Origin of the sequence: Amycolatopsis sp. NPDC051106 (assembly GCF_040682775.1) — a bacterium.
In the GTDB taxonomy this organism is placed as follows: domain Bacteria; phylum Actinomycetota; class Actinomycetes; order Mycobacteriales; family Pseudonocardiaceae; genus Amycolatopsis.
Map to the genome: position 1 here is coordinate 1 of NZ_JBFBBQ010000121.1, position 23,849 is coordinate 23,849.

The window sequence follows — 23,849 nt, forward strand, 5'->3', positions numbered from 1 at the left end:
GCCGAGCCGATGAGCTCGGCGCGCTACTGGTGCGCAAGGGGGCGAGTGTCCGCTACGGCCCGGCGATCCGGATCGTGCCGCTGACCGACGACAGGGAGCTGCACCGGGCGACGGCGTCGTTCCTCGAGTCCCATGTGGACGCCGTGGTGGCGACGACGGGCATCGGTTTCCGCGGCTGGCTCGAAGCGGCCGAGGGCTGGGGTCTGGGTGACGCGCTGCTGTCGCGCCTGTCGTCGTCTTCCCTGCTCGCGCGCGGCCCGAAGGTGACCGGCGCGATCCGGGCGGCGGGGCTTTCGGAGGCGTACTCGCCCGCGTCCGAGAGCAACGCGGAGCTGTTGCAGCACCTGCTTTCCACGGACGTCTCGGGCAAGCGGATCGCGGTGCAGCTGCACGGCGAGCCGCTGCCGTACTTCGTGGACGCGCTGCGCGCGGCCGGGGCGGAGGTCATCGAGGTCTCGGTGTACCGCTGGGTCGGCCCGGCGGACCCCGGCCCGGTGGACCGGCTGCTCGACGGGGTGCTGGACGGGTCGATCCACGCGCTGCCGTTCACGAGCGCGCCGGCAGTGGCTTCGCTGGTGGCGCTGGCCCGCCGCACGGGCCGGCTGCCGGGGTTGATCTCGGCGCTGTCGGGCCCGGTCGTCGCGGCGTGCGTCGGGCCGATCACGGCGGGTCCGCTGGCGGCTCTCGGCGTACCGACGGTGCAGCCGCACCGGGCCCGGATCGGAGCGCTGGCCCGGACGGTGTCGGAGACGTTGCTGGCGCGGTCGCCGCGGTTCTCGGCGGGAGGGTTGTCGATCGAGCTGCGCGGCCAGTCGGCGGTGGTGGACGGCGAATGGCGTGAGGTGGCACCGGCGCCGATGGCGTTGCTGCGGGCGCTGGCGGCTTCCCCGGGTCGGGTGGTGTCTCGGCGCGAGCTGATTTCGGCGTTGCCGGGCGGCGGCGAGGAGCACGCGGTGGAGACGGCGATCGGCCGGCTGCGGACTTCCCTGGGCGGCGGGAAGGTGGTGCAGACGGTGGTGAAGCGCGGCTACCGGCTGGCGGTGGACGCCTGAAGCCGGCGCCTTCGGTTACCTGTTGCCGGTGGCGGCCGATGCAGTGAATGACTCATTCCTTGCGCCGGACGCCAGGAATGAGTCATTCACTGCGTTCGAACCGAGCCGCCGATGGACGCCTGAGTTGTGCACAGGCCTCGGCGGATGTGGACAACTTCGCGCCTCGGCCCGGTTCGCGCGTTTTTTGTCCGGCCGCGGCGATACGCTGGACAAGGGCACGCCCCCCAGGGAGGGCGGGGTCCGGGCCGGGCTGGGCAAGGCGCCTCAGCCGACCCAGGTGACCACGTGCTTCTCGAATCCCCGCGCCGCCGCCACCCGCGCCGCCTCGGCCTCGGCCTCCTCGCGGATCCCCGGGCGCAGCGGGTCGAACGCCGTCACCGTGAATGCCAGCTTCGCGCCGCTGCCCTTGGTGCGCCACGTGCCCGCGATGTCGCCGTCCGCCAGCAGGACACCCGGGTTGCCCAGCATCTTCCAGACTTCTTTACGCCGCAATGGATCCGGGACCAGCAGCGCCTTGTCGCGCGCCTGGATGAACGGGTCCAGCGGTGGCAGCAACCGCACGGCGTCCGGCTCCGGCGGGTTCTCCAGAGCCGCCAGCCGGTCGGCGGGCAGGTACCGCGTCTTCCCCTCCACCTTCACCGACGCCAGGTCCGCCGGCCACGTCTTGTCCACGACCGCCCGCGCCGTCCCGACGAACTCCGCCGCCTCACCCGGCGAGGCCGGGCCGTTGAGCCGCAGGTACGACTCGACCACCGCGGTCGCCGCGGCGACGTCCGGGGTCTTGCGCATCCGGCCGCGCCCTTCGAGGGGCGCCAGGGTCGCCGGCGTCGCGCCGGCGACCAGGCGGACGCCCGCGTGCGGCGCCGCGATGCGCATCAGCTGCTCCTGGATGTGCGTCGCGTTGCAGCCGCGGCACCAGCGGGAGAACTCCGGCGGCAGCTTCTTCGTCACGGCCGCCGAGGCCGCCCCCTTCGTCATCGGTTCCTTGACCACCGCACGGAGGGCGGCAGCCGCCGTGAAGACCACTTCGGCCGCCGCGAGCCCGGTCGCCGCCAGCTCCTTGCGCTGCCACAGCATCCGGGCCAGCGCGTCCGCGTCGTCCAGGGGCACCAGCGCGCGCGTCACCTCGGCGAGGTCCAGGTGGTAGTGCGGCGCGCCCCGCAACGTCCACGCGAGCACGAGCCGCGGGTCGTCCACCGGGGACACGGGTTCGCCGAGCCGGGCCACGAGGGCGAGCAGCGCGGTGTCGCGCATGCTGTCCTGCAGCCCGGCCCGCACGACCGCGAGGTCGGTGACGTCCCGCGCGGTGCGGTGCAGCCCGTGCTCGGCGATGCGGTAGGCGAGTACCTGACGACGGTCCACGTGCGACTCCTAGAACGTGTACTCGAAGGTGTACCCCATCTTCTCCTCACCCATCGTGCCGCCGACGGTGCCGCTCCCGGTGAGTCCGGCCAGCTCGCCGGTGCCGGAGCCCGGCACGACGCTGAACGTCGACGCGATGCCCTGCGCGTCGAACGTGAACTCGTGCTTCACGACGAACGTCCCTGCGCGGCCGTCGACCTTGCCTTCGAAGCGCTCGAAGCTCGGCGACGTCGTCGTGCCGCTCTCGTAGCCTTCGCCCGCGTAGTACAGCAGGAGATCGCAGATCGATTCACCCTCGATGACGCCGTCGTAGGCCATCGCGGCGTGCGCGTAGGCGACTCGCGGACCGCCTTCGGCCCCGCTGACGATGTTCTCTTCCCAGTTCTTCATGGTGAATGCGTTCATGGGGACCACCCTGCCGGGCATACCTGTCAGCTTGTGTCAGGTATTTCTGCGAGAATCGGAGTCATGCGCGCCAGCCGCCTCCTGTCCGTCCTGCTCCTGCTGCAGAACCGCGGCCGGATGACGGCGGAGGAGCTGGCCGAGGAGCTCGAGGTCTCGGTGCGGACGGTCTACCGGGACATCGACGCGCTGTCGGCGTCCGGCGTCCCGGTGTACGCCGACCGGGGCCGGACCGGCGGCTATCGCCTGGTCGACGGCTACCGCACCCGCCTCACCGGGATGACCGAAGAGGAGGCGCAGTCGCTGTCGCTGGCCGGGCTGCCGGTGGCGGCGGCCGAGCTGGGCCTCGGCACCGTCCTCGCCGCCGCCCAGCTCAAGCTGTACGCCGCGCTGCCGCGGGAGCTGCGCGACCGCGCCGGACGCGTCGCCGAGCGGTTCTACCTGGACGTCCCCGGCTGGCACCGGGGCATCGAAAGCCTGCCTGCGCTGTCGGCGATCGCCGACGCCGTGTGGTCGTCGCACCGGATCCGGATCCGCTACGAGCGGTGGGGGCAGCGTGTCGTCGAGCGGGACGTCGAGCCGCTGGGCCTGATCCTCAAGGCGGGCAACTGGTACCTCGCCGGCCGCTGCGAGGGCACCGACCGCACCTACCGGATCTCGCGGGTGCTGGAGCTGACGGACCTCGGCGAGGAGTTCGAGCGGCCCGCCGGGTTCGACCTCGCGGCGTACTGGCAGGAGTGGTCCGAGCAGTTCGAACGCCGGATGTTCCCGCGCGTCGCCGTGGTGCGGTTGTCGCCGCGGGCGCAGGCTCTCGTACCGTTCTACGCGGGATCCGTCGGCGCCCGCGCGCTGCGTTCGGCGACCGGCGAACCCGACGCGGACGGCTGGCTCACCGTGGAGCTGCCGGTGGAGCCGGGCGAACCGGCCATCGGCGAGCTGTTGCGGTTCGGGCCGCACCTGGAGGTCCTCGAACCGGCGGACCTGCGGGCCGAGCTGGCCGAAGCGATCGAGCGGATGGGTGCGATCTATGGGTGAGCTGAGCGGGATCGCGATCGGGGTGACGGCCGAACGCCGGGCCGAGGAGTTCATCGGCGCCCTCGAACGCCACGACGCCGACGTCCGCCACGCGCCGACGATCACCATCGTGCCCCTGGACGCCGACCCCGAGCTGCACGCGGCGACTCTGAAGACGGTGATGTCCCCGGTCGACATCACGGTCGTGACGACGGGCGCGGGCTTCCGCGGCTGGCTCGACGCGGCCGAAGGGTGGGGCCTCCGGCAGCCGCTGCTCGACCGCCTGCGGGAGTCACGGATCTACGCGCGCGGCCCCAAGGCGGTGGGCGCGGTCCGGGGGGCAGGCCTGCGGGAGACGTTCTCGGCCGAATCGGAGTCCAACGCCGAGCTCTTCGAGGCCGTCGCGGCGGCAGGTGTGCTCGGGCAGCGGGTGGCCGTCCAGCTGCACGGCACGCCCGCGCCGGAGTTCACGGCGCCGCTGGTGGAGGCGGGCGCCTGGCTGGTGGAGGTGCAGCCGTACCGCTGGTACTCGCCGCCGGACGTCACCCCGGTGCACGACCTGATCGACGCGGCCGTGGCCGGTGAGCTGGGCGCGCTGGCGTTCACCAGCGCCCCGGCGGCGGCGAACTTCCTGACGCTGGCCCGCGACTACGGCCGGTACGACGAGCTGCTGACGGCGTTGCGCGGCCCGCTGGTCGTGGCGTGCGTGGGCCCGGTGACGGCGGCGCCGCTGGAAGAGATGGGCGTCGAGACGCTGCAGCCGGAGCGGCAGCGCCTGGGCGCCCTGGTGAAACTGCTGGTCACGACGCTCGGGACGTAGCTGTCAAGCTCAGTCTTCGTCGGCCGGGACTTCGCCTGCTTCGGCCGCGCGGACCGCTTCCCGGCTCGCCGCCTCCTCGCTGATGCCCGCGCGCCAGTAGCCGGTGAAGCAGATCCGCCGCTTGTCGACCTCGCGCTCCCGCACCAGGTGCCGCCGCACCAGCTTCACGACACCCGCTTCGCCCGACACCCACGCGTACGGCGCTCCGCCGGGGAAAGCCGCCGTGCGCACCGCGTCCAGCAATGCCTCTCCCCGCGAGCGCGACCCGCGAAGCAGCCAGTGGACTTCGACCGCTCCGCGCGTCTCGAACGTCTGGCGCTCTTCGCGCTCCGACACCTCGATGTATGCCGAAACGCGCGTGCCGGCCGGCAGCCCTTCGATGATCGCGCCGATCGCGGGCAACGCCGTTTCGTCGCCGACCAGCAGCTGCCAGTCGGTGCCGGCGGGCACGTCGTACAGGCCGTGCGGGCCGAGGAACGCCACGCGGTCACCCGGTGTCACCCGCGACGCCCACGCCGAAGCCGGCCCGGTGTCGCCGTGCAGCACGAAGTCGACGTCGATCTCCGCCGACGCCGGGCGGTGCGCCCGCACCGTGTACGTGCGCATCGGCGGCCGGACGTCGTCGGGCATCGCCAGGTACGTGCGGTACCACGACATGACGTCGGAGCCGGTCTCCGGCAACACGGGCGCTTCCTGGCCGGGCTGCGGGAAGAAGACCTTGACGTACTGGTCGGGCGCCCCGGCCGGGACTTCGCGGAAGCTGGCCGCTTCGAAGGTCACGCGCACCATGTGCGGCGTGATCGGCCGGACCACGGTCACCTGGGCCCGGTGGTACGTCAGGGCCGGTCGCTCCACCTGCGTCGTCATTAGGAGAGGCTAACCTAAGGATTAAGGTTCAGAACAGTCCCCTCCTCACCGGGATCTTCGTCACCGTCGGGCTTCCAGCGGTACTTCCGCAGGTCGACGCGCTGGCCGTCGGCCAGCGCACCTTCCGCGCGCAGCCGCTCCAGCTGGTCGTGCACCAGGTGCGGCGCCGGCGTCCCGTTCGCGCGCAGAATCCGGTGCCACGGCAGGTCGTGCCCGTCCTCGGCCAGGATGGCGCCGACCATCCGCGGCGAGGGCGCGCCGGCGAGCGCCGCGATGTCGCCGTACGTGGCCACCGTGCCGGCCGGCACCGACTCGATGATCTCCCGCACGCGCTCGTGCAGAACGTCGTCCATGCCACCACTCTGCCGCACGGGTACGACACTTTCGGTGTCCGCCCGCCGCACGCTCAGGCGCCTTCACCGAACGCGCCGCCGTTAAGGTGTGCCGGTGCCACGCCGGTTACTCCGGTCGTGGTTCCATCGCTGGGTGAACGCGAGGCGAACGGCGCAGGCGGACGCGCGGCTGGTCCGCACGCCGGTCGCCGACGCACCCACGTTCACCTGGGACGAAGGCGCCCGGCGGGTGCTCTCCGCACCCGGGGGTTTCCGCCGCGTGCTCGGCGGTCCCGGCACCGGCAAGACGGCGCTGCTCGCGTCGGCCGCCACCCGCCGCATCGCCGAGGGCGCCGACCCGGAGAGCGTGCTGGTGCTCACGACGTCGCGCAAGGCCGCCGACGCCCTGCGCGCCGACATCACGCGCCGGCTCACCTTCGACCCCGACCAGGCGCGGCCGCTGCCCCGGACCGTCCGCGAACCCCTCGTCCGCACGGTCCACTCGTACGCCTACTCGCTGCTGCGGCTGGAAGCGATGGCCGAGGAGCTCCCGGCGCCGCGCCTGCTCGCCGGCGCCGAGCAGGACGTCGTCGTCCGCGAGCTGCTGGCCGGCGACCTCGACGAGGGGGCCGGGTACTGGCCCGAGCAGCTGCGGCCGGCGCTGATGGTCCCCGGGTTCGCCGAGGAGCTGCGCGACCTGCTGATGCGCGCCGCCGAGCGCGGGCTCGGCCCGGAGGACCTCGCCGAGCTGGGCCGCCGCCGGGGCCGCGAGGAGTGGATCGCCGCCGGGCAGTTCTGGGCGCAGTACGAAGAAGTCACGCAGCTGCAGGGCGCGGGCGGCAACGCACTCGGCGTGGCGAGCGCCCCCGCGCTGGACGCCGCCGAGCTGGTCACCTCCGCGCTGCTCGCCCTGGAGGACGACGACGAGCTGCGCGACCGCGAGCGCACCCGCGTGCGGCACCTCTTCGTCGACGACGCCCACCACCTCGACCCGCTGCAGACCAGCCTGGTCCGGATGATCGGGCACAGCGCGGCCGAGTTCATCGTCGCGGGCGACCCCGACCAGAACGTGTTCTCCTTCCGCGGCGCCGACGCGAGCCTGTTCGCCGATGCCGACCCGGACGGCAGCCGGACCGTCACGCTCACGACGTCGCACCGGCTCGCCCCGGCCGTCCGCCTGGCGGTCGCGAAGATCGGCGCGACGCTGCCCGGCGCATCGCAGCACCGCAAGATCGTGCCGCCCGCGGGGGCTTCCGGGGGGAACGTGCGGGTCCGCGTGATGCCGACACCCGCCGCCGAGGCGAGCTGGATCGCCGACCAGCTCCGCCGCGCGCACCTCATCGACGGCGTGCCGTGGTCGGAGATCGCGGTACTCGTCCGATCGCCCGCGCGGACTTTCCTGGTGCTGCAACGCGCTTTGCGCGCGGCCGGCGTCCCGATTGGATCGGCGACCGAGGAACTGCCGCTGGCTCGGCAGCCCGCGGTGCGGCCGCTGCTGGCCGTGCTGAAGCTCGCGCCGTCGCCGGAGCTGCTCGACATCGACCTCGCCGAGATGCTGCTGTCGTCGTCGCTCGGCGGCGCGGACCCGTTGGCGCTGCGGCGGTTGCGCCGCGGTCTGCGCCGGCTCGAGCTGGCCGGCGGCGGGCAGCGCTCGAGCGACGAACTGCTCGTGGAAGCGTTGCGCGGCGGGGACATCCTCGTCGGGCTCGCCGATGCGGAGGCCGAACCGGTGCGGCGCGTCGGCGCGTTGCTGCGCGTCACGCACCAGGCCGTGGCCCGCGGCGACGGCGTCGAGCAGGTCGTGTGGCAGCTCTGGCAGGAGAGCGGTCTTCAGGAGAAGCTGCTGAAGCAGGTCGAACGCGGTGGATCGCTGGGCGCGCAGGCCGACCGCGACCTCGACGCCGTCGTCGCGCTGTTCGACGCGGCCGGCCGGTACGTCGACCGGCTGCCCCGCGCGAGTGTCGCGTCCTTCGCGGATTACCTGGGTGCGCAACAGATCGCGGGGGACACGCTCGCGCCGGCCGCGGTCCCGTCCGACGGGGTCTCGCTGCTCACCGCGCACGCCGCCGCCGGTCGCGAGTGGACGGTCGTGGCCGTCGCCGGCGTCCAGGAAGGCGCGTGGCCGGACCTGCGGCTGCGCGGATCCGTGCTGGGCGTGGAACGGCTGAAGGACCTGATGTCCGGAGTGGACGATGACGCCGTCTCCCAGACCGCGCCGATCCTCGCCGAGGAACGGCGCCTGTTCTACCTCGCGATGAGCCGGGCGAAGCAGACGCTGCTGGTCACCGCGGTGTCCGGAGAGGACGAACAGCCGTCGCGGTTCCTCGACGACCTTGAGGAGAACGGCGCGGACGACGGCGGTCTCGACTCGCGGATGAAGCCGCCCGGCCGCTCGCTGGTGCTGGCCGAGCTCGTGGGGGAGCTGCGGGAAGTCGTCTGCGACGACAAAGCCGAGCCGGCGCGCCGGCGTCGGGCCGCGAAGCAGCTCGCGCGGCTGGCCGAGGCGAAGGTGCCGGGCGCGCACCCGTCCACTTGGTACGGCCTGCTGCCGGCGTCCACCGACGAGCCGGTGCACCGCCCGGGTGACCTGATCCGGATCTCACCGTCCACGGTGGAAATCCTGACGAAGTGCCCGCTGCGCTGGATGATCGAGCGCCACGGCGGCAGCGACCCGGCGCAGCTGGCCGCGGTGACGGGGACCTTGGTGCACGGGCTGGCGGAGTCCGTCGCGTCCGGCAAGACGGACGCGGAGCTGCAGGCCGCGCTGGACGAGGCCTGGGTGCGCGTCGACGCGGGTGCGCCGTGGTTCTCCCGGCGCGAGCGGCGGCGGGTCGAGCAGATGCTGCAGAACTTCGTCACGTGGCTGGAGCGCAGCCGGGCGGAGCTCAAGGCGGCGGGCGTCGAGCAGGACATCGAGGTCGAGCTCCCGGCGGGCGGCGCCGACGAAGTCCGGGTGCTGCTGCGCGGGCGGGTCGACCGGGTCGAGCTGGATGCCGAGGGCCGCCCGGTGATCGTCGACATCAAGACGGGCAAGGTCCCGGTGTCGGGGGCGGACGCGGAGGCGCACCCGCAGCTGGCGGCGTACCAGCTGGCGGTGCTGCTGGGCGCGATCAAGGGCAGCAACGAGCCCGGCGGCGCGCGGCTGGTGTACGTCGCGAAGGCGAACAACAAGACGGGGTCGACGGAGCGGTCGCAGCCCCCGCTCGACGAGGTGGGCGGCAAGCAGTGGCTGGAGCTGGTCCGCGACGCGGCGGCGTCGGCGGCGGGGCCGGACTACCAGGCACAGGAGAACCCGGACTGCGACCGCTGTCCCGCGCGCGGGTGCTGCCCGCTGCGCCCCGAGGGCAGGCAGGTGCCCGGCCCGTGACCGACTCGACCACCGCCGCACTTTCACGTGAAAGTGCCGCGCCCGGGTTTCGCGAGGGGGGCACGTGAGTCCGCTCGTCGTCGCCAATCCCGTCGAGCCCGCCGAGCTCGCCGATGCGCTCGGCCTGCACCGGCCGACTCCCGAGCAGGCCACCGTCATCGCCGCGCCGGTCGAACCCTCCCTCGTCGTCGCCGGGGCGGGGGCCGGGAAGACCGAAACCATGGCCGCGCGCGTCGTCTGGCTCGTCGCCAACGGGATCGTCAGTCCCGACCGCGTTCTCGGCCTCACCTTCACCCGCAAGGCCGCGCGCCAGCTCGGGGAACGCGTGCGCGCGCGGCTGCGGCGCCTGGCCGGGTCCGGGCTGCTCGACCGGCTCGACCCTTCCGGCGGCCTGCGGTCCACTGTGGTCGCCGGCGAGCCGACCGTCCTCACCTACCACGCCTACGCCGGGCGCCTGCTCTCCGAACACGGCCTGCGCCTGCCCGTCCAGCCCGGTGTCCGGCTGCTGTCGGAAACGTCGTCGTGGCAGATCGCCCACCGCGTCGTGTCCACTTGGGACAACGAGCTGGACACCGACCGCGTGCCGCCGACCGTCACCGCGGACGTCCTGCAGCTCGCCGGCGAGCTGGGCGAGCACCTCGTCTCCACCGAGGAGCTCGCCGACTACACGACGTGGATGTGCCGCGTCATCGAGAACGCGCCGCGCGCCAAGGGGCAGCGGGCGGCGCTGCCGCAGAAGCTCACGGAAATCATGGCGGCGCAGCACTTCCGGCTCGCGCTGCTGCCGCTGGTCGAGGAGTACCACCGGCGCAAGCGCAACGAAGGCGCGCTCGACTTCGCCGACCAGATGTCGCTGGCCGCCCAGCTGGCGAGCAACTACCCGTCGGTCGTGCGTGGCGAGCGTGAGCGCTTCGGTGCCGTGCTGCTCGACGAGTACCAGGACACCGGGCACGCCCAGCGCGTCCTGCTGCGGGCGCTGTTCGGCGGCGTCGAGAACCAGCCGATGCCGGTCACCGCGGTCGGCGACCCGGCCCAGGCGATCTACGGCTGGCGTGGCGCCAGCGCGGCCAACCTGCCCCGCTTCACCACGGACTTCCCGCGCCACGACGGCGAACGGCTCGTCCCGGCGCACGACTTCGGCCTGCTGACGAGCTTCCGCAACCCGCCGGAGATCCTCGACCTCGCCAACGCCATCGCCGAACCACTGCGGGCGCGCGGCCTCGGCGTCGAACGGCTCCGGGCGCGCGAAGGCGCCGGGCCCGCGGACATCGCCTGCGCGCTGCTGCCGGACATCCGCGCCGAACGCGACTGGGTGGCCGACGCCCTCGCCCGGCGCTGGCACGCGAAACAGGAGGAGACCGGCAAACCGCCGACCGCCGCGGTGCTCGTGCGGCGCCGCGCCGACATGGCGCCGATCGCCGCCGAACTGCGGGCGCGCGGCCTGCCCGTCGAGGTCGTCGGGCTCGGCGGGCTGCTCGACGAGCCCGAGGTCGCGGACCTCGTTTCGACGCTCAAGGTGCTCGCCGATCCGTTGTCGGGCAGCGCGGCGGCCCGGCTGCTGACCGGCGCGCGCTGGCGGCTCGCGGCCGCCGACGTCGCCGCCCTGTGGCGGCGCGCGGGGGAGCTGTCGAGCCCGGAAAAGCCGGACACGCCCGAACTGGTCGTCGAACGCGTCGAGCAGGCCGGGCTGATCGACGCCATCGACGAGCCCGGCTCGCCGGAGCGGTATTCCGAAGAGGGCTACAAGCGCATCCGCCGGGTCGGCTGGGAGCTGTCGGCGTTGCGGCGGCGGCTCGACCAGTCGCTGCCGGAGCTGGTCGCCGACGTCGAACGCACGATGCTGCTGGACGTGGAATCATTGGCGCGCCCGGGATCCGCCGGGCGCGCGCACCTGGACGCGTTCGCCGAAGTCGTCGCCGACTACGCCGAGACGGCCCCGACGGCTACCCTGTTGTCCTTTGTGGACTACCTGAACACCGCCGCACACGCCGAAGACGGGCTCACGCCCGGCGAGGTCGAGGTCGTGCCGGACCGCGTGCAGGTGCTCACCGTGCACTCGGCGAAGGGTCTCGAGTGGGAGGTCGTCGCCGTCCCGCACCTGGTGCAGGGCGTCTTCCCGGGCCGGCGGCGGTCGTCGTCGTGGCTGCGGACCGCGACGTCGCTGCCCGCCGCGTTGCGCGGTGACTCGCAGGACCTGCCGGAACTGCGGATCGCCGACGGCTACGACCGCAAGGAAGTCCAAGAAGGACTGGAGCTGCACGAGGCCGGGTTCGTCGAGCGGGAGCAGTCGGAGGAACGGCGGCTCTGCTACGTCGCGCTGACGCGGTCCGAGCACGCGCTGATCGTGTCCGGGCACTGGTGGAACGAGAGCAGCAGCCGGTTCAAGGGGCCGTCGGAGTTCCTGACGGAGATCGGCGACGTCCTGCGCGAAACCGGCGTCGGGCAGCTCGCCGAGTGGGCGCCGGAGCCGGCCGCGGAGGACGAGAACCCGCTGGTGTCGGACACGCGGACGGCGCGCTGGCCCGTCGATCCCCTGGCCGACCGCCGCACCGGCGTGCAGACCGGGGTGGAGCTGATGTCCGAGGCACTGTCCTCTTCGGAGTCCTCTTCGGACGATGGTGAGTCCGAAGAGGACGACCCGGACGGCTGGCTGACCGACACCGACGTCCTGCTGGCGGAGTGGGCGCGCAAGGACGACCGCGTCCGGCGGGTCCCGCTGCCGTCGAAGCTTTCGGTGAGCCAGCTGGTCGCCCTCGCCGACGACGCCGACCGGCTCGCGACGGACCTCGGCCGCCCGCTCCCGATGGAGCCCAACAGCTTCGCCCGCCGCGGCACGGAGTTCCACGGCTGGCTGGAACGCCGGTTCGCGGGCGACCAGCTCATCGAGATCGACGACCTCCCGGGCGCGGCCGACTTCGGCGAGGCGCCCGACTCGGACTTCGAAGAGCTGCGGGAGGCGTTCGAGGCGAGCGAGTGGGCCACCCGGGTCCCGCACGCAGTGGAGGTCACCTTCTCGTCCGACGTCGAGGGCATCACCCTGCGCGGCCGCATGGACGCGGTCTTCCGGCATCCCGACGGCTACTGGGAAGTGGTCGACTGGAAGACGGGCTCGGTCCCGCCGGAGTCCCGGCTGCCGGTGCTGGCCGTCCAGCTCGCGGCGTACCGGATGGCGTGGGCGGCGCTGAAGAACGTCCCGGTGGAGCAGGTCCGCGCGGCGTTCCACTACGTCCGCGCGAACCGCACGATCCGCCCGGCCGACGTCCTGGACCCGGAAGGCCTCCGGCAGCTCCTCCGAGACATCCCCGAGGCGTGACCAGAAGGCCGACACGCGTGATGGGGGAGTCGACACGCGTGATTGGAGCGACGACACGGCGAGCGTTTCGAGTCGGCGCCGTGTCGACTCTCTGATCACGCGAGTCGACCCTTCAATCACGCGTGTCGACCGCCTGATCACGGCCTGCCTGCGGTGGGGGACCCGCCTAAAGGTTCAGCGGGTAGAACTCGAGGCTTTCGGCGGTCAGGTGCAGCCAAGCGCCGGGCCGGACTTCCGGTGCGGGCGCGTGGATCTCGGCCAGCACCACACTGTCGCCGAGTCGGAGAGTGGCGATCCGGTCGCCGGAGTCGTACGCGGCCACTTGGGCCGTGACGGCGACCTGGTTTCCGGTGCCGTGAACTTCGGGCACACCTGCCGGGATCACCGCCTGGATCCGGACCGCTGCCGGGAACTCGAGCTCCACGTGGCACCAGCCGGTCCGCGGCGGCTCGGTGCCTCGCCAGGTCGCGTTCGCGGTGCCGAGCGGCGAAGCGAAGCGAATCAGGCCGTCGTCGAGCACCTCGGTGATTTCGGCTCGCACGAGGTCAGGCGCGGTCGCGGACTTCCAGGGCCCACGTGATCAGGGGCCACTGCAGCGGGAGGCGTCCCCAGGCGATCGCGCGCTGCGGGAGCGGAGCGGAAGAAGCGTCCACCGCCATCTTCACGTTCCCCGGGAAGACTCCCAAGAACATCAGCGCCGCCGCCAGACCGCCCAGCCGGCGGGTCCGCGGGACCGCCAGCGCGACCCCCACCGCCAGCTCGGCGACGCCCGATCCGTACGTCCACGCCCGCCGGGATCCCGGCAGCGAAGCGGGGATCAGCCCGTCGAACGGCTTCGGCACGGCGAGGTGCAGGACGCCCATCGTGCCCAGCACGCCGGCCAGGAGGTGCGCGGGCCGTTGTGAGGTAGCCATGGCCTTCATCGTTCCACGCGGCGGCCCGCCACCCGGTTCGGCTATCCTCCGGGCGTGAGTGACGCTCGACACCTGCCGCTGGGAGCCGGTGCATGAAGGCCCTGAGGCGGTTGCCGCTCGGCAGTCTCACCGATCGGCCGGACCACGAGCTCGTCGGCGTCCTGCGGATGCCCGAGCTGACGGTCAGTCCCCTCCGCTCCATCCTGAAGCGGGTCGTCGGCGCGACCCTCGCGCTGTTGCTGACGGTGATCATCGTCTACGTCGACCGCGACGGCTACCGCGACTCGAACGGTGACGGCCTGTCCCTGCTGGACAGCCTGTACTACGCCACCGTCTCGCTCTCGACCACCGGCTACGGCGACATCGCGCCGGCCACCTCGTCCGCCCGGCTGGTGAACGTTCTGGTGATCACCCCGCTGCGGGTGCTCTTCCTCATCGTCCTGGTCGGGACCACCCTGGAAGTGCTCACCGAGCGCTCCCGGCAGGCGTTCAAGATCCAGAAGTGGAGGACGAAGGTGCGCGACCACACGGTCGTCGTCGGGTTCGGCACCAAGGGCCGGTCCGCCGTCAACGCGCTGCTCGGTGACGAGAACATCGCCCCGGGGCAGATCGTCGTCGTCGACACCGACCAGCAGGCCCTCGACGCGGCGAGCGCGCTCGGCCTCGTCGCCGTGCACGGCTCGGCCACCCGCTCCGACGTCCTGCGCGTCGCCGCGGTGCAGCACGCGCGCGCGGTCGTCGTCGCCCCGAACCGCGACGACACGGCGGTGCTCGTCACGCTCACCGCCCGCGAGCTGGCGCCCAAGGCGCACATCGTGGCGTCGGTGCGGGAGGCGGAAAACGTCCACCTGCTCAAGCAGTCCGGGGCGGACCAGGTCGTCGTCTCCAGCGAGACGGCCGGGCGGCTGCTCGGCATGGCGACGTCGACACCGCTCGTCGTGGACATCATGGAGGACCTGCTGACGCCCGAATCGGGCCTGGCGATCGCCGAGCGCCCGGTCGAGCCGGCGGAGGAGGGCGGGTCGCCGCGGCACCTGTCCGACCTCGTCCTCGGCCTGGTCCGCGACGGCGTCCTCTACCGCATCGACGCCCCGCAGGCCGACGCCATCGAACCGGGCGACAAGCTGCTCTACGTCAAGAAGGTCACGCAGACGGAGAAGATCGAGCGGTAGGTCCACTTTCGCCGGTGACCGGAACCAGGGCGCCTGGGTTTTGCCCGCCGGATCTGGAACCATGGCGAAGTGCCCCCGCGATCACTCGATCTCAAGTGGCCCACGGTGGCGATCCCCGCCGCGGCGGGCGTGCTCGTGGTGCTGCTCGCCTGGCTCGCCGGCCCGGGGCTGCTGGGCATCTCCAACGACGACCTCGGCGCCCCGGTGACGGCCGAGGTCACCAAGCCCGCGCCGTGCGACCGCCCGGACGCCGTCGAGACCGTGAAGTTCACCATCGCGGGCAAGACCCACCAGGGCACGCTGAACGGCTGCGGACACGGCCAAGGCGAGCGCGTCGACGTCGGCGTGCCGGAAGTGCTGCCGGACCAGGGGACGGTCACCGTCCGCGTGGCGGACACGTCGGCGGGCGCCTCGGACGCCCGGCGCCCGATCGGGATGGCCCTGCTGGTGTTCGCGTGCTTCTCCGGCGGGATGTTCGTCTACCTCTGGCTGAGCATCCCGCTGCGGCCGAAACCGGCGGCGAAGGTCAGCTGACCTCGGACGACGGCGCCGCGAAGGTGTTGCAGTCGGCGATCCGGTTGCTCGTCGCGCCCGCCCGCCACCAGGACGCGTAGTGCGCGTTCGTCCCGTGGTCGTGGCTGCGGGACGTGTTGTCGCCGCGGGTTTCCTGGTCGTTCCACGCCTTGTTGTACATGTCGCGGCTGATCGTGCCGCCCTGGTCGACGTGCGCGCCGAGGAACATGCCCGAGAAGCACTGGGCCTGCAGTTCCTTGCGCCGCGACATCTCGAGCCCGGCCGGGCTGTTCTGGCCGGCCTCGTAGATCTTCTGCCAGGCCGCGTCCATCAGGCCGGCGACCTCTTGGACATGGTGGCCGTACTCGTGGGCGAAGAGGGCCAGGTAGACGCCGGGGTTGTTGCCGTACTGGTCGGTCTGCAGCCCGCGGAACGGGACGTACAGGTTGTTTTCGCAGTAGTACGCGGCGGTCGCGATGCCGACCTGGATGGTGCCGCACTCCGTCTCGAAGCTCGCGCCGGTCGGGAAGTGCAGCGCCGGCGGCGTGAACGGCAGGCCGTAGGCGGTGAGGAACGGGCCCCACGCGGCGTCCAGGCACTTGCTGGCCGCGGTGAAGAACGCTTCCGCGCCGGCCTGCGTGCTCTGCCAGGTCGGCAGCGTGCAGACGCGGTTCTGCAGACCGGCGTTCGGGTCCTGCAGGATCGGGTGGTCGGCCAGCTTGAGGATCTTCTGCGGCCCGGTCGCGCTCGGTGCCGACGTCTCGGACGGCGGGCTCGACGCCGAAGCCGGGGCGCCCGCGCCGCCGGGCTGCGGCTGCGAAGGGACGTCCTGGGACGACGGAGCATCCCGGAAGTTCGGGTTGGCGAGGGGGGTCTCGGCGCGGTTGAGCACGACGATCGCGACCAGCCCGAGCACCAGCACGGCCACCGCTCCGAGGCACACCCCGATCACTGCCGCCGGAGACCGGCGTCGCGGCGGGGACACGGTGTGCGGACGGCCCAGCCAGGGAAGATCCGGTTGCGCATCCGGCACCGGCGGCGGCTGGACGGTTCCGCGAGGCGGTACCCGGCCGTGGGGCGGTTGCGTCACTGGGCAGTCCCGAAGGGTCTCGGTACGGAGCGGGGGTACCCGATCCCGCGGTTCAGCATATCGGGGGAACGGGGCCTCTCGCACCCGTCCGTGCGCACGGCGTTACCGCGGACGGACGTCACCCCAGGTCTGGCCGGGTGCGACCGGCTCTGAAAGAGTGTCGGCAACCAGGTACTGCAGGCGAGGGGCTTCGATGACAGACACCGGTGGCGCGCCCGGCGGCCAGGGCGACGACACGCCGACGCCCAGCCAGGGCGTCCCGAAGATTCCCGCACCCGGATCGGGTGATGCGCAGCCGGCCGAAGACCACTCCGCGTCACCGGCGACGCCGCCGCGCGGGTGGCAGCCGCCGGACGCCCAGGCGGCTCCGGGACCGGCGACGCCCCCGGGCTGGGAGCGCCCGCCGGGCTGGCAGCCGGAGGCGCCACCGCAGTTCCCCGGGCAGCAGCAGTACCAGCAGCCTTATCAGCAGCCGCGGGGCTGGAGCCCGCACGGGCTCGGCAAGCCCGGCGTGATCGCGCTGCGGCCGCTCAACATCGGCGACATCCTCGACGGCGCGATCACCGCGATCCGCCGGCACCCGCTGCTGATCCTCGGCATCGGCGCGGTGATGGCCGTGGTCACGGCCGCGATCACGTTCTTCGTGCAGAAGTTCGTCCTCGCCGATCTGCAGGATCTGGCTTCGACCGCCGAACTCGGCCCGGGCTCGACCGACGAGGAGGTGGCCACAGCCGCGTTCGGCGCCCTCGGCGACATACTGCTCGCGCTGGTGCCGACAGCCCTGCTGACCACGTTGTTCATGGCGGTGGCGAACGGGTTGCTGGCCGCCGTCATGGGCCGCGCCGTGCTCGGGCGTGAAGTGACGTTCGCGATCGCCTGGCGCGAGGTACAGCCGCGGCTGCTGCCGCTGCTCGGAGTCGGGCTTCTCTACGCGATCGCCACGACAGTGGGCGGCTTGCTGTGCTTCGTGCCCGGCATCATCGCCTACGTGTACTGGTCACTGGCCAACCCGGCGCTGGTGCTGGAGCGCGGCACCCTCCGGGAGGCGTTCTCGAGGTCGGCCAAGCTGGTCAAGGGCGCGTTCTGGCGGGTGTTCGGCATCCTGCTGCTGGCGGGGCTGCTCGAATGGCTGGTCAGCACCATCATCCAGATTCCGTTCAACGTCGGCAGCGGCCTGTTCGACGGACTCTTCAACCCGTCGCGGGTGGTCGTGCCCGGCACCGGCGACCTGCTGCTCCAGGCGGCCGGCCAGATCATCTCGGGCACCATCACCATCCCGTTCGTCGCGCTGGTGACGGTGATCGTCTACCTCGACCAGCGGATGCGTCGCGAAGGCATGGACATCGAGCTGGCCCGCGCGGCCGGCGTGCAGCCGCCGCAGGCATGGTGACGCTGCTGTGCTTTCTGGGGCCGAGCCCCAGACCCCAGCCGGGGGGCGAGCCCCCCTGGACCCCCCGACTGCGCTGGGTCACCGACGTCCCGGTCGACATCGACCGGGACGCTGCCCGCCGCGCGGCGGCGGAAGAACTGACCGACCCGAAGTACCAGGACGCCAAGCCGAACCTCCTGCAGCAGATCGGGCAGTGGCTCGGCGAGCAGCTCGAGAAGCTGCTGAGCGGCGTGTCCTCGATCGTCCCGGGCGGGATCTGGGGTGTGCTGCTGGTCCTCGTGGTGCTGATCGTGCTCGTTGTCGTGGTCCGCTTGCGCACCGGCAAGGTCGCTCGCGCGGCCCGGGCCGGGGGGACGGTGTTCGGCGGGAAGCGCCGAAGCGCCGACGACTACCGCCGCTCGGCCGCCGAAGCCGCCGCGGGCGGGCGGTACGGCGACGCCGTCCGCGACCGCTTCCGCGCCGTCGTGCGGGCCCTCGAAGAACGCGCGCTGCTCGACGCCCGCTCGGGCCGGACGGCCGACGAGGCCGCCGCCGAAGCCGGGGTCCTGCTGCCGAACGTCGCCGCGGAACTGCGGGAGGGCGCGCGGCTCTTCGACGACGTCCACTACGGCGGCCGCGAAGGCACCGAAGCGGCCTATCGCACGCTGACCGAGCTGGACGAACGCTGCCGTCGTGAACGTCCCGTCGCCATGGCGGGCTCGTGAGCACCTCGGTTTCGCCGGACGTGCGCCGGATCTGGCGCGGTGTCCGCATTCCGCTGGCCCTCGTCGCCCTGATCTTCGCCGCCGGCGCCCTGCTCCTGCTCGGGCGCGGCGAGCAGACCCACGGCGCGCTCGAACCCGGCTCGTACGAACCCGGCGGCGCCCACGCGCTCGCACAGCTCCTGCAGGACCAGGGTGTCGACGTCCGGACGGCGCACACCGCCGCCGAAGCGGACGACGCGATCGCCGAAGACGCGACGCTGCTGGTCACCCAGCCCGACCTGGTCCCGGCGAAGCGGCTCGACGCGCTGCGGCAGCACGCCGCGGACGTCGTGCTCGTGACCCCGGGAGCGCCGACGTTGCGCGACTCGCTGCCGCTGGTGCACCCGGTCGGGCAGAGCGACCTCGGCACCCTCAGCCCGCAGTGCACGGTCGCCGCGGCGATCGCGGCGGGCGACGTCACCCTCGGCGGCATCGGGTACGCCTCGCCCGGCGCGCGGTCGTGCTACCCCGGCGAAGACGGCGGCGGCACGCTGCTGCAGCTCGCCGATTCGGGCGGCCTGACCACGTTGCTCGGCTCGTCGGCACCGCTGACCAACTCGCGGCTCGCCGACCAGGGCAACGCGGCGCTGGGGCTGCACCTGCTCGGGCAGCACCCGAAGCTCGTCTGGTACCTGCCGTCCACGGCGGACCCGGCGCTGGACGACACCCGCAAGTCGATCTTCGAGCTGATCCCGGACGGCTGGTACTACGGTGCCGCGCAGGCGTTCATCGCCGTCGCGCTGCTGGCGCTGTGGCGGGCGCGCCGGCTCGGCCCGGTCGTCACCGAGCCGCTGCCGATCGTCGTGCGCGCGGCCGAAACCGCCGAAGGACGCGCCCGGCTGTACCGCCGGGCGAAGGCCGCGGGACACGCGGGCGAAACGCTGCGGGAGGCGGCGCGGAGCCGGCTGCGGACCGCGCTGGGTCTGCCGCGCGACGCCGACGCGGCGGCGCTGGTGACCGCGGTGAGCACGCGCACCGGCCGGCCGGCCAACGACGTCGGCGCGGTGCTCTACGGCCCGCCGGCGGCGGACGACCCCGCGCTGGTCCGGCTGGCCGGCGAACTGGACCAGGTGGAACGAGAGGTGGGGCGATCTTGACCAGCGAGAACGCGAGTGGGGCCCGGGACGCGCTGATCGCGCTGCGCGCCGAGGTCGGCAAGGCCGTCGTCGGCAACGACGCCGCGGTCACCGGGCTCATCCTGGCGCTGCTCTGCCGGGGGCACGTGCTGCTCGAAGGCGTCCCGGGCGTGGCGAAGACGCTGCTCGTGCGGGCGCTCGCCGCGTCGCTGAGCCTGGAGACCACGCGGGTGCAGTTCACGCCGGACCTGATGCCCGGCGACGTCACCGGCTCGATCGTCTACGACGCGCACAGCGGCGAGTTCTCCTTCCGCGAGGGGCCGGTGTTCACGAACCTGCTGCTCGCCGACGAGATCAACCGGACGCCGCCGAAGACGCAGTCGTCGCTGCTGGAGGCGATGGAGGAGCGGCAGGTTTCGCTCGACGGCAAGACGCGGCCGCTGCCCGACCCGTTCATCGTGATCGCCACGCAGAACCCGGTGGAGTACGAGGGCACCTACCCGCTGCCGGAGGCGCAGCTGGACCGCTTCCTGCTGAAGCTGACCATGCCGGCGCCCTCGCGTGAGGACGAGATCGGCATCCTCTGGCGGCACGCGCAGGGCTTCGACCCGCGCAACCTCGCGGCGGCGGGGCTCAAGGCGGTCGCGGGCGCGCCGGAACTGGCGGCCGCGCGGGAAGCCGTGGCCCGCGTGACGATCGGGCCCGAGGTGATCGGGTACGTCGTCGACCTGTGCCGGGCGACGCGGCAGCTGCCGTCGGTGCGGATCGGCGTTTCCCCGCGTGGCGCCACGGCGTTGCTCGCGGTGACCCGGGCCTGGGCGTGGCTCGCCGGACGCGACTACGCGACCCCCGACGACGTCAAGGCACTCGCGCGGCCCGCGCTGCGGCACCGCCTGGACGTGCGGCCGGAGGCCGAGCTGGAGGGCGTCACCGCGGACGGCGTGCTCGACCGCGTGCTCGCGTCCGTGCCCGTGCCGCGCTGACATGGCCGTCACCGGAAGGCTCGGGTTGCTGGCGCTGTTCGGCGCGCTGGTGGTCGGGCTGCTCGTGCCGTCGACGACCGGGATCCTGGCGGTCGGCGGGGTGCTGCTGCTGCTCGTGCTCGCCGACCTCGTGCTGGCCGGAGGCGTGCGGCCGCTGACATTCCAGAGGTCCGGCGACACTTCGGTGCGGCTCGGCGAGCCGTGCGAGGTGACGCTGGTCGTCGCCAACCCCGGCGGTCGCCCGGTGCGTGGGCAGCTGCGCGACGCGTGGCCGCCGAGCGCGGGCGCCGAGGATCGGCACGTCCTGCGCGTTCCGGCGGGGGAACGCCGGGCGCTGGTGACTTCGCTGCGGCCGACGCGCCGCGGTGACCGGACGGCGGCGCGGGTGACGGTCCGGTCGGTCGGGCCACTGGGGCTGGCCGCGCGGCAGGGTTCGCACGAAGTGCCGTGGACGGTCCGCGTGCTGCCGCCGTTCCACAGCCGCAAGCACCTGCCGTCGCGGCTGGCGCGGCTGCAGCAGCTCGACGGCCGCAGCGCGGTGCTGATCCGCGGGCAGGGCACGGAGTTCGACTCGCTGCGCGAGTACGTGATCGGCGACGACGTCCGCTCGATCGACTGGCGCGCGACGGCGAGGGCGGCGGACGTGATGGTCCGGACCTGGCGCCCGGAGCGCGACCGGCACGTCGTGCTGGTGCTGGACACGGGCCGCGTGTCGGCGGGCCGCGTCGGCGACGCCCCGCGCCTGGACGCGGCGATGGACGCGGCGTTGCTGCTGGCAGTACTGGCTTCCCGGGCCGGTGACCGCGTCGACCTGCTGGCGTACGACCGCCGGCTGCGGGCCGCCGTGCAGGGTTCGTCGGGGGCCGCTCTGCTGTCGTCCTTGGTGAACGCGATGGCGCCGATCGAGCCTTCGCTCGTGGAGACGGACGCGCGGGGGATGGTCGCGGAGGTGCTCCAGCGCACCCGCCGCCGTTCGCTGGTGGTGCTGCTGACCGGCCTCGACGCGGCGCCGCTGGAGGAGGGGCTGTTCCCGGTGCTGAGCTCGCTGACCGCGCGGCACGAGCTGATCGTGGCGTCGGTGGCGGACCCGCGCGTCGCGGAGATGCTCGCCGGCCGGGGTGACGCGGAGGCGGTGTACGACGCGGCGGCGGCGGCGCGGACGACGGCGGAGCGGCAGCGGGTGACGGAACGCCTGGCACGGCACGGGGTCGGCGTGGTGGACGCGGTGCCGGAGGAACTGCCGCCGGCGCTGGCGGACCGGTACCTGGCGCTGAAGGCGGCCGGGCGGCTCTAAGCCGCTTCGGGCAGGGCGTCCCCGGCGTCGCGCGCGTCGAGGTCGCCGACCTCGCCTTCCTTCGCCGCGCGGCGGCCGAGCGTGAAAACGTAGACCAGGAACGCGATTTCGACCGCGACACCGATTCCCACCCGGACCCACGTCGGCCAGCCCGACGGCGTCACGAACGCCTCGATCAGCCCGGACACGAACAGCACGCACGCCAGCCCGAGCGCCATCACGACCACCGAGCGACCCTGTTCGGGCAGCGCTTTCGTGCGAGAGCGGCGGCCGGGGTCGACCACCGTCCAGCCGAGCTTCAGCCCGGTGCCCGCCGCGATGAACACCGCCGTCAGCTCCAGGAGACCGTGGGGGAGCAGGAGCCCGATCATCACGTCGCCGCGGCCGGCCGCGCTCATCGCGCCGATGATCAGCCCGGCGTTGAGCGAGTTCATCCACAGCGCGCCGATCACCGGCAGGCCCAGCGCGACCCCGAGGAACAGGCAGGTCGCCGCCACCCAGGCGTTGTTCGTCCAGACGCGCGCCGCGAACGACGTCGCCGGGCCCGTCGAGTAGTAGCTCTCGGCCTCGCCGCCGGGCTTGGTCAGCTGGTTGAGCTCGTCCGCCGAGCCGATCGACGCGCGGACGTTCGGGTCGCGCGCCACCCAGACGGCGATCACCGCCATCACCGCGATCGACACCAGCGCCGCCGGGATCCACCAGCGCCGCGAGAGGTACACGGCGGCGGGGAAGCGGCGCGTGAAGAACAGCGCGACTTCGCGCCACGCGGGGTTGTGCGACCCCGAGATCGCGCTCCGCCCGCGGGCGACCAGCCCGGACAGCCGGCTCACCAGCGCCGGGTCGGGCGCGACCGAGCGCGCGATCGACAGGTGCGTCGCGGTCCGCTGGTAGAGCGTCACCAGCTCGTCGGCCTCCGCCCCCGTCAGCTTGCCGCCGCGGTGGGTCAGCTCGCCGAGCCGGTTCCACTCCGCCGAGTGCGTCGCGACGAAGACGTCCACATCCACGAGGTCAGCCTATCCGTCGCTAGGCTGGGCCGGGTGCACGAGGAATCCGAGCTGGTCACCGGCGAAGCCGTCGTCCTGGACCTGCACGTCGCCAAGCTCGCGAGCCGCGCGCTGGCGATGGTGCTCGACGTCCTCGTGCAGTTCGCGCTGCTGCTGGGCACGTTCTTCGTGCTCACGCTCACCGTTCCGGGCGAGGACGAGTCGCTCGCGCTGACCCTCATCCTGGTGTTCCTGGTGCTGATCATGGTCGGCTACCCGGTGCTGTTCGAGACGCTCTCGCGCGGCCGTTCGCTGGGCAAGATGGCGGTGGGGCTGCGCGTGGTGCGCGTCGACGGCGGGCCGATCCGCTTCCGCCACGCCCTCACGCGCGGGCTCGCCGGGTTCGTCATCGACTTCTGGGCGCTCGGCGTCTTCGGGGCGGTGGCGGTGATCGTGTCCCTGTGCTCGTCCGACGGCCGCCGCGTCGGCGACTTCCTCGCCGGGACGCTGGTGGTCCGCGACCGCGCGCCGGAAAGCGTGGCCTACCCGGCGATCGGCATGCCCCCGGGCCTCGAGGGCTGGGCGGCCCGCCTCGACCTGACCCGGCTCCCGGACGACCTCGCGCTGGCGAGCCGTCAGTTCCTGGCGAGGTTCGGCCAGCTGGCCCCGGAGGCGTCGCACGCGCTGGGCTGGAAGCTGGCGCAGCAGGTGGGCAACGCGCTGGGGACGCCGGTGCCGCCCGGGGTGCCGCCGTGGGCGTTCCTGGCGGCGGTGCTGGCGGAACGGCGGAACCGCGACCACGCGCGGGCGGTGCGGGCCTACGCGGCCCAGGTGGCGGCGGCTCGGGGGCAGCTGCCTCCGGATCAAGCGGGGTACGCGGCCACGGGTGGGCAGGCTTACGCGGCTTCGCAAGCTCAGCCTTCGCCGTGGTCGGCTGCCTCGGCAGGGCCTTCGCTCTGGCCGGCTGCCGCTGGCCCGGCTGCCGCCTCGGCCGGGCCCGGCTTCGCCGGCTCGGCGGCCGAGGGGGATGCGCCGACTCCGCCGTCCGGAACTCCGGCCCCTCCCGCCGAGAACCCCTTCACCCCGCCGGGCTGACCCGGGTTTCAAGCGCCCCAATGTGGCGTTGGGTGCGTGCCACGCACCCAATGTGGCGTTCGGTGCG

The 23,849-nt window shown here is 73.1% G+C and carries 21 protein-coding genes; 13 read left to right on the forward strand and 8 right to left on the reverse strand.

The window, feature by feature from the left end; translation table 11 throughout:
* Positions 1 to 1,052: uroporphyrinogen-III synthase (locus tag AB0M83_RS44105; protein WP_364527205.1), on the forward strand; the 1,052-nt coding region annotated here is incomplete at its 5' end.
* A 264-nt stretch (positions 1,053 to 1,316) separates the two neighbouring features.
* On the opposite strand, the gene AB0M83_RS44110 is transcribed toward AB0M83_RS44105, so the two are convergent.
* Together AB0M83_RS44110 and AB0M83_RS44115 are read right to left on the reverse strand one after the other, a co-directional pair.
* Positions 1,317 to 2,414 carry a crosslink repair DNA glycosylase YcaQ family protein gene (locus AB0M83_RS44110; protein ID WP_364527208.1) on the reverse strand — a complete coding sequence of 366 codons (1,098 nt, stop codon included), beginning with the start codon at positions 2,412 to 2,414 and terminating at the stop codon, positions 1,317 to 1,319.
* Positions 2,415 to 2,423: 9 nt separating this feature from the next.
* Complete coding sequence (locus AB0M83_RS44115; RefSeq protein WP_364527211.1) at positions 2,424 to 2,819, reverse strand: DUF3224 domain-containing protein; 396 nt, start codon at positions 2,817 to 2,819, stop codon at positions 2,424 to 2,426.
* Between the two features lie 63 nt (positions 2,820 to 2,882).
* Between AB0M83_RS44115 and AB0M83_RS44120 the strand changes: the two genes are divergently transcribed.
* Positions 2,883 to 3,851 (forward strand): YafY family protein, encoded by a 969-nt coding sequence (locus tag AB0M83_RS44120; protein WP_364527214.1) that lies wholly within the window; start codon positions 2,883 to 2,885, stop codon positions 3,849 to 3,851.
* The gene (locus AB0M83_RS44125; protein ID WP_364527217.1) at positions 3,844 to 4,650 is read left to right on the forward strand and encodes a uroporphyrinogen-III synthase; all 807 of its coding nucleotides are present in this window, start codon (positions 3,844 to 3,846) and stop codon (positions 4,648 to 4,650) included. Before AB0M83_RS44120 ends, AB0M83_RS44125 begins: the two co-directional genes overlap by 8 nt.
* A 9-nt stretch (positions 4,651 to 4,659) precedes the next feature.
* Here the strand turns inward: AB0M83_RS44125 and AB0M83_RS44130 are convergent, their stop codons facing one another.
* A complete protein-coding gene (locus AB0M83_RS44130) occupies positions 4,660 to 5,517 on the reverse strand; it encodes a siderophore-interacting protein (protein ID WP_364527220.1) in 858 nt (285 codons plus the stop codon).
* A 14-nt stretch (positions 5,518 to 5,531) separates the two neighbouring features.
* Positions 5,532 to 5,870, reverse strand: a complete 339-nt coding sequence (locus AB0M83_RS44135; RefSeq protein WP_364527223.1) for an MGMT family protein — start codon at positions 5,868 to 5,870, stop codon at positions 5,532 to 5,534.
* 133 nt (positions 5,871 to 6,003) lie between these two features.
* On the opposite strand from AB0M83_RS44135, the gene AB0M83_RS44140 reads away from it, so the two are divergent.
* Both AB0M83_RS44140 and AB0M83_RS44145 read left to right on the forward strand, forming a co-directional pair.
* A complete protein-coding gene (locus AB0M83_RS44140) occupies positions 6,004 to 9,216 on the forward strand; it encodes an ATP-dependent DNA helicase (protein ID WP_364527226.1) in 3,213 nt (1,070 codons plus the stop codon).
* Between the two features lie 64 nt (positions 9,217 to 9,280).
* On the forward strand, positions 9,281 to 12,529 hold the full coding sequence (locus tag AB0M83_RS44145; protein WP_364527229.1) for an ATP-dependent DNA helicase: 3,249 nt from the start codon (positions 9,281 to 9,283) through the stop codon (positions 12,527 to 12,529).
* A 166-nt stretch (positions 12,530 to 12,695) separates the two neighbouring features.
* On the opposite strand, the gene AB0M83_RS44150 is transcribed toward AB0M83_RS44145, so the two are convergent.
* Both AB0M83_RS44150 and AB0M83_RS44155 read right to left on the reverse strand, forming a co-directional pair.
* Entirely contained in the window at positions 12,696 to 13,070 is a 375-nt protein-coding gene (locus tag AB0M83_RS44150) for a hypothetical protein (protein WP_364527232.1), read from the reverse strand.
* A gap of 4 nt (positions 13,071 to 13,074) precedes the next feature.
* The gene (locus AB0M83_RS44155) at positions 13,075 to 13,443 is read right to left on the reverse strand and encodes a hypothetical protein (RefSeq protein WP_364527235.1); all 369 of its coding nucleotides are present in this window, start codon (positions 13,441 to 13,443) and stop codon (positions 13,075 to 13,077) included.
* A 92-nt stretch (positions 13,444 to 13,535) separates the two neighbouring features.
* Between AB0M83_RS44155 and AB0M83_RS44160 the strand changes: the two genes are divergently transcribed.
* Positions 13,536 to 14,615 (forward strand): potassium channel family protein, encoded by a 1,080-nt coding sequence (locus AB0M83_RS44160; protein WP_364527238.1) that lies wholly within the window; start codon positions 13,536 to 13,538, stop codon positions 14,613 to 14,615.
* A gap of 105 nt (positions 14,616 to 14,720) precedes the next feature.
* A complete protein-coding gene (locus AB0M83_RS44165) occupies positions 14,721 to 15,149 on the forward strand; it encodes a hypothetical protein (RefSeq protein ID WP_364527264.1) in 429 nt (142 codons plus the stop codon).
* On the opposite strand, the gene AB0M83_RS44170 is transcribed toward AB0M83_RS44165, so the two are convergent.
* Positions 15,142 to 16,161, reverse strand: a complete 1,020-nt coding sequence (locus tag AB0M83_RS44170) for a neutral zinc metallopeptidase (protein ID WP_364527240.1) — start codon at positions 16,159 to 16,161, stop codon at positions 15,142 to 15,144. The genes AB0M83_RS44165 and AB0M83_RS44170 overlap by 8 nt on opposite strands.
* Positions 16,162 to 16,411: 250 nt before the next feature.
* Here AB0M83_RS44170 and AB0M83_RS44175 point away from each other — a divergent pair, with 250 nt between their 5' ends.
* Genes AB0M83_RS44175 through AB0M83_RS44195 form a run of 5 tightly spaced genes read left to right on the forward strand, consistent with a single transcriptional unit; the run spans position 16,412 to position 21,704 of the window.
* On the forward strand, positions 16,412 to 17,608 hold the full coding sequence (locus AB0M83_RS44175; protein ID WP_364527243.1) for a hypothetical protein: 1,197 nt from the start codon (positions 16,412 to 16,414) through the stop codon (positions 17,606 to 17,608).
* Positions 17,602 to 18,312, forward strand: coding sequence for a DUF4129 domain-containing protein (locus AB0M83_RS44180; RefSeq protein ID WP_364527246.1), 711 nt, complete (start codon positions 17,602 to 17,604; stop codon positions 18,310 to 18,312). Before AB0M83_RS44175 ends, AB0M83_RS44180 begins: the two co-directional genes overlap by 7 nt.
* The gene (locus tag AB0M83_RS44185; protein ID WP_364527249.1) at positions 18,309 to 19,448 is read left to right on the forward strand and encodes a DUF4350 domain-containing protein; all 1,140 of its coding nucleotides are present in this window, start codon (positions 18,309 to 18,311) and stop codon (positions 19,446 to 19,448) included. Before AB0M83_RS44180 ends, AB0M83_RS44185 begins: the two co-directional genes overlap by 4 nt.
* Entirely contained in the window at positions 19,445 to 20,410 is a 966-nt protein-coding gene (locus AB0M83_RS44190; protein WP_364527252.1) for a MoxR family ATPase, read from the forward strand. The genes AB0M83_RS44185 and AB0M83_RS44190 overlap by 4 nt, the downstream gene beginning before the upstream one ends.
* Before the next feature lies 1 nt (position 20,411).
* Positions 20,412 to 21,704: a DUF58 domain-containing protein gene (locus AB0M83_RS44195; RefSeq protein WP_364527255.1), complete on the forward strand. Its 1,293-nt coding sequence runs from the start codon at positions 20,412 to 20,414 to the stop codon at positions 21,702 to 21,704.
* On the opposite strand, the gene AB0M83_RS44200 is transcribed toward AB0M83_RS44195, so the two are convergent.
* Entirely contained in the window at positions 21,701 to 22,708 is a 1,008-nt protein-coding gene (locus AB0M83_RS44200; RefSeq protein WP_364527258.1) for a stage II sporulation protein M, read from the reverse strand. The genes AB0M83_RS44195 and AB0M83_RS44200 overlap by 4 nt on opposite strands.
* A gap of 33 nt (positions 22,709 to 22,741) precedes the next feature.
* Here AB0M83_RS44200 and AB0M83_RS44205 point away from each other — a divergent pair, with 33 nt between their 5' ends.
* On the forward strand, positions 22,742 to 23,782 hold the full coding sequence (locus tag AB0M83_RS44205) for an RDD family protein (protein WP_364527261.1): 1,041 nt from the start codon (positions 22,742 to 22,744) through the stop codon (positions 23,780 to 23,782).
* Positions 23,783 to 23,849 lie beyond the last annotated feature (67 nt).

What these genes read in the sequence shown, in the direction of transcription:
- AB0M83_RS44195 (WP_364527255.1), top strand. Translation starts at nt 20,412, where the DNA reads ATGGCCGTCACCGGAAGGCTCGGGTTGCTGGCGCTGTTCGGCGCGCTG.
- AB0M83_RS44125 (WP_364527217.1), top strand. Translation starts at nt 3,844, where the DNA reads ATGGGTGAGCTGAGCGGGATCGCGATCGGGGTGACGGCCGAACGCCGG.
- AB0M83_RS44175 (WP_364527243.1), top strand. Translation starts at nt 16,412, where the DNA reads ATGACAGACACCGGTGGCGCGCCCGGCGGCCAGGGCGACGACACGCCG.
- AB0M83_RS44115 (WP_364527211.1), bottom strand. Translation starts at nt 2,819, where the DNA reads ATGAACGCATTCACCATGAAGAACTGGGAAGAGAACATCGTCAGCGGG.
- AB0M83_RS44180 (WP_364527246.1), top strand. Translation starts at nt 17,602, where the DNA reads ATGGTGACGCTGCTGTGCTTTCTGGGGCCGAGCCCCAGACCCCAGCCG.
- AB0M83_RS44130 (WP_364527220.1), bottom strand. Translation starts at nt 5,517, where the DNA reads ATGACGACGCAGGTGGAGCGACCGGCCCTGACGTACCACCGGGCCCAG.
- AB0M83_RS44155 (WP_364527235.1), bottom strand. Translation starts at nt 13,443, where the DNA reads ATGGCTACCTCACAACGGCCCGCGCACCTCCTGGCCGGCGTGCTGGGC.
- AB0M83_RS44135 (WP_364527223.1), bottom strand. Translation starts at nt 5,870, where the DNA reads ATGGACGACGTTCTGCACGAGCGCGTGCGGGAGATCATCGAGTCGGTG.
- AB0M83_RS44160 (WP_364527238.1), top strand. Translation starts at nt 13,536, where the DNA reads ATGAAGGCCCTGAGGCGGTTGCCGCTCGGCAGTCTCACCGATCGGCCG.
- AB0M83_RS44120 (WP_364527214.1), top strand. Translation starts at nt 2,883, where the DNA reads ATGCGCGCCAGCCGCCTCCTGTCCGTCCTGCTCCTGCTGCAGAACCGC.